The following is a 4,597-nucleotide window of genomic DNA, read 5'->3' on the forward strand; positions in this document are numbered from 1 at the left end:
TTTTCCTGCCCCTACGCGAGCAATCACGCACACATTTTGAAAGCTCTCTTTCTCCCCCAATTTCAAAGACTCACCATCAAGGAGCAAGCCTTTATTGCGGGCGTTGAGGTGGGTTTTGTACTCTCCGAGTTTGGCAAAGCTTGCCCCTTCTATGCGTTTGAGTGAGTGTTTCTTGAAGAGGAAAACCCCAACGGCAAAGAGTGCTTTAAAGGGTAAAAGAAAAAGATTCCAATAGTTCATAGATTAGGGGTTATGGGTAGTGGTTTTTTGGTGCTGTACCTGTGCTTTGTTGGCTCGGCGTTGTTGGGCTTGTTGTAGGCGACGCGCTCGCTCCTGGTCACGGGCTTTTTGCTCTTGGGGGGTCAAGGTTTTCCCCTGCTGGGCTTTGTGTGCTTCGCGGTACTGTTGGCGGGCTTGGCGTTGGCGTTGCTTTATCCGTTCGGGATCACCCCAAAGGTGAATAAGAGTATCGAAACATTCTAGCATGTTGGTTTGTCCTCCTGCCCCTGCTCGCAGGGTTTAGGGTCTAACCCTGCGGATCATCCTCGGTGCGGGGGTGAATCGGTGTTGTGTGTGTGTTTGGGAAAAGAAAACCGCATTCATGCGGTGCCTTGTTTCGGCTAGCACTAAACGACTCTTTCACTTTCACCGCTGGCGGTGGGTGTGGCTGTCTTCGTCGCTATTCTGGTGCTTGGCTTGTTGCTCGCGCTTGGCTCTCATTTCTTTCAATCGTCTCTCCCGTTCTTGTTCGACTTCGTGAAATCCTGACAAGTGCTGTACTTCCTCTTTGAGGCTGTCGAATGTCTCGGCGACTTGCTCCACAATAACGGGCTTCTCTACCCTCTCGGTTGGAGTATCTTGAGCGGTATTTTGTTGCGTCCGTTGGGACGTTTCGGGGTGTACCTGTACGCTTTCAGCGTCACTTTGCGGGGTGTTCTGTGGTTTCATACTTTCCCTCATTTTTGCGTCAAAGCGTACCCAGTGTTCGGCCAGTCCGAGCGTGGCAAAGCGGTACTTTTTCCCGTCTTGCTCAATACCTGCATACTGGCCACGTTGGTAGAGGGTGAAACCCGCCTTGTTCATAGACTCCGTAAAATCCTGCGGAGTTCTGGAGTGAGAAAAAATTTGCTCTATAGTTTCTTTCACCTGATCCCGTGCGGGTGTTTTTCCGGTTCGGCGTTTGAGTTCAGCACCTTTTTGGGAAACGCGGGCTTTTTGCTTTTGGGCTTCCCGTTGCTCTGGGGTGAGGTTGTCACGAAAAACGGCTTGCTGGTTGAGTTCAGCATAGCGTTCTAATACATAACGCTCAAGGTGGGTTTGTATGTCACTAAACTGCTTTTTAGACAGGCGCTCACGCTCCTGACTACCTACAGAGTTCGAGCTAATCACGAGATGAAAGTGTAAATGTTCGGGGTGATCGTTGTGCATCATCCCAAAGGCAAGCTGACGCGGGGCGCGAGCTTCAATATAGAGTCGTACTATCTCCGCAAGCTTGGCTTGCTGTTCTTCTAGGGTTAAACGCGGGTTGCGCTTAATGCTCAAAATTTCATGATACAAGAAAACCCCATTTTTACGCTGGCGTAACAGTCGGGCGTTTTCCACAAACTCGCGCTTTATCCCGTCCGTGTTTTGCGTATAGGTATTATGGCGGAAAGTGAAACGCTCACTTGTTGCACCTGCTGAAATGTAGTCGATGAGCTGGGCAAAGGTGGCTTTCTTTCGGCTCATGCTTTTAATAATCATGCTTTCGGTTTTTGGTAGTAGTTCATCACAATATCTTCGAGCTTTTTAATCTCCAGCAATAAGCCGTTTTCATCGGTAAGCCGTTTGATCATATTGGAGTTATGCGCGATCTGGTTAATGTTATTGGCAATATTGCGAAACAAAAAGCGCATCTCTTGCATTTCTTGCAATTGTTCAGATGAGAAGAGCGGGGCTTGCTGGTGGTAAGCCAGCGCCATATTTTTGACAAGGGTAGTGATCTTTATATTTTCCTTCTTGGCGCGTTTTTCCAGCTCGCTATATTCGCTATTAGAAAGGGTGATACTTACCCGTTTGACGTGGCTTTTATTTTTCTGATTCCATGCCTTCTTATAGGCTTGGCGGTTTTCGGTGGTGTTCATGGTTTCCAAAAAAGGGGGTTATGGTTTCCAAAGGAACGGGGGAAAATCTTTCCCCGTGTTCCTTTGGTGGGGTTTCTTAAGGGGTCACACTCCTTAAGGCGGGTCAAGGGTGCAACCCTGCAAGAGGGCAATTTGGAGGACATCCCATAGGGTGTCCGTAACAATATTGCAATCTTGCTACTCATCCCAGCAAGACGGTTACTTATAACAGTTATTTTGCGTTTGGCAAGGGGTCGGCGTGAAAAGAGGGTGAAGAAGTGGGGGTAATTTTGCTAAATATCTTTCGATGAAGTGTTTTTCTAAAACACCCTCTTGATATAAACGCCATAAAAAATTTTACTTTTAGATAAATCTAAATATAATATTTCAGCTTAAACGTTAGAAAAGTAAATCTTTCTACAAAAAAAGACCTGCTCTATACAGGTCTTTTTTTATCTGACTTTGCAAAAAGTAATGGATAATTGAAACCCAAAAAAGCAAAGCCGTAATACAAAAGAGTTTTCTTTCATACACGCTTAACGTTATAGAAATAAATCTCTCTACTCTCTAAGAAGTAGAGAGCGAGGGGATTATAAAAAGAAAGTTTTAAAAGGCAATAATTTAGAAAATGAGGATAAAAGAACAATTTTTATGCAATAACTGTTCTTTTATAAAAAAGTATACTTCACTTTTACCGTATGGATATATCACTTATGACACACGAAAAAAAGGAAGGACACTTAATGAGCTTTGCTGGAATAGGCAGAGGCATGTGGGGAAACACTCCCGAAAAGATACAAAAAACCATTCAAGATTTACGAGCCAGTTGGGAACGATCAACCAGCACACAGGAAGAAGTAGAAAGAAATAGGCAAGAGTACGAGGCTCAAGCGGTGCAGTCTGAAGTTTCAAAAAAGATACCTCCTCTCCACCTGTAGCCATAATTACGGTTATATTTATAGCTATGGTTATTTTTTGAGCCGTTTGTAGGCTTCTTGTACCCGCTTAAATTCTCGCTCCATCTCGTCACGGATGGCTTGCGGTTTACCTGTCCATTTGTCAGGGTGAAGTCGTTGGGTTTCTCGACGGTATGCCTTCACCAATTCCTCGCGCGTCCAGCTTGCAGGTAAACCTAACACTTGCTCCGCTGTTCGGGAGTCATCAGATGAGGGGGTTTCTGGTGGTTCTTGGGGTGCTTGTTTTTGTTGGCGTTGTTGCCTTGCCCATTCTTCACGGCGTTTTCGTTCTTCTTGGTAGCGTCGTTGTTGTTCTTGATCAGAGTTGTCCGTTTGAGCGTGGTCTTGATTTTGATCTTGTTGATCCTTGCGGGTGTGGTGTTGGTCATAACGGCGCGATGCTTGCCAGTCTAACCACCACTCAAAAATACGATGAAAAAAGAAAAACAGCGGTTTAGCAAAGTAAACGGCTAAGCCTAGCAAGAAAAAAACGCCTGTTTGTTCGAGTTGGGTGAGGACATAAAGCCCAATGGTGAAGACCCAAGCACCGAAAATGTAAAGGTACAAGGAAGCAAGGAAACAGCCATTTTTTGCTTTACCCCAAAGCGCTAGTCCAATGCCTGTTAGTACTCCCATGAGAAAAGCAGGGAGTGCGTTGGGATAAGTATTAAGAAAATGGATCACATACGACATGGCTCTAAAACCGTTTTAAATGCGTTATACGGCGTTTTTGATATTCAGTGCCACAAGGGTACTACTTACCCTATAAAAGTGGATTTAAACGGCTTTAAAACGCTTATTCAAGCCTATCATTTTACTGCTCACCGTTGCGGTAACGATCAAGAGATACTTTGGTTTCTGTAACAGAAAGCATACCGTTGTTTTTTGCGTCTAAAGCAAGCTGTGCATCGACATAGTCTTGAAACACTCTTGGCGACATAGCCAACATGATAGAGCGACCTCGACAAGTCACCGACACAATCTCTTGTTGTGATCGTTCTATCACCGAGGGAAACGCTTTTTGAGCCTCTGAAGCTGAAATGCTGAACATAGTCATACCACTTGAAAAAAGGATACTTTGCTATTTTGGTGATGTGACTGGAAATAGCAAACCATAATCTTGGGTTCGTCTTCCAAATGTAAGCCTACTACCCCCTTGCAAGTAATCTTTCTTTCAAGTTACCACCATACCTAAACGATAAGCCTCCAAAAATGCTCACCACGCGATTTTTTAGACTGAGTGCTACGATGATACTCCTTGCATGCTAAACGTTGCTTAAATCGCTTTTAAATGCGTTTTAACACTGCTTTTTATTCATGGTCTGGGTTGTTTTGGTGTCTTGAGAGAGCGAAGCGAAAAAACACACAACAAACTTTCATAAAATAGCAAAAACGTGATTTTTCTCGCGTGCGCGTTTGTGTGTTTATTCTTTTAACCTTTTAATCTTTTAAGGGGTAGCACTCGCCTTGATTTTAAAGGATTTTTTAGCTCGAACTATGGAGGAAAAGCGGGTGAACTATGGAGGAAAAGCGGGTGAA

At 44.5% G+C, this 4,597-nt stretch carries 7 protein-coding genes; 1 reads left to right on the forward strand and 6 read right to left on the reverse strand.

Annotated features, from left to right (window positions below):
* From A3IK_RS21600 to A3IK_RS0115070, 4 genes are all read right to left on the reverse strand, one after another.
* On the reverse strand, positions 1–240 hold a 240-nt coding region (locus A3IK_RS21600; protein WP_040849386.1), incomplete at its 3' end, for a hypothetical protein.
* Between the two features lie 3 nt (positions 241–243).
* Positions 244–486: a hypothetical protein gene (locus tag A3IK_RS0115060; RefSeq protein WP_020560813.1), complete on the reverse strand. Its 243-nt coding sequence runs from the start codon at positions 484–486 to the stop codon at positions 244–246.
* 159 nt (positions 487–645) lie between these two features.
* Positions 646–1,728 (reverse strand): relaxase/mobilization nuclease domain-containing protein, encoded by a 1,083-nt coding sequence (locus A3IK_RS0115065; protein ID WP_162596672.1) that lies wholly within the window; start codon positions 1,726–1,728, stop codon positions 646–648.
* A gap of 11 nt (positions 1,729–1,739) precedes the next feature.
* Entirely contained in the window at positions 1,740–2,123 is a 384-nt protein-coding gene (locus A3IK_RS0115070; RefSeq protein WP_020560815.1) for a plasmid mobilization protein, read from the reverse strand.
* 692 nt (positions 2,124–2,815) lie between these two features.
* On the opposite strand from A3IK_RS0115070, the gene A3IK_RS0115075 reads away from it, so the two are divergent.
* The gene (locus tag A3IK_RS0115075; RefSeq protein WP_020560816.1) at positions 2,816–3,040 is read left to right on the forward strand and encodes a hypothetical protein; all 225 of its coding nucleotides are present in this window, start codon (positions 2,816–2,818) and stop codon (positions 3,038–3,040) included.
* Between the two features lie 30 nt (positions 3,041–3,070).
* On the opposite strand, the gene A3IK_RS0115080 is transcribed toward A3IK_RS0115075, so the two are convergent.
* A complete protein-coding gene (locus A3IK_RS0115080) occupies positions 3,071–3,751 on the reverse strand; it encodes a J domain-containing protein (RefSeq protein ID WP_020560817.1) in 681 nt (226 codons plus the stop codon).
* Positions 3,752–3,872: 121 nt separating this feature from the next.
* Positions 3,873–4,109 carry a hypothetical protein gene (locus A3IK_RS0115085; protein ID WP_020560818.1) on the reverse strand — a complete coding sequence of 79 codons (237 nt, stop codon included), beginning with the start codon at positions 4,107–4,109 and terminating at the stop codon, positions 3,873–3,875.
* Positions 4,110–4,597 lie beyond the last annotated feature (488 nt).

The sequence above is a fragment of the Thiofilum flexile DSM 14609 genome, from assembly GCF_000380185.1.
GTDB classification, from domain to species: Bacteria; Pseudomonadota; Gammaproteobacteria; order Thiotrichales; family Thiotrichaceae; genus Thiofilum; species Thiofilum flexile.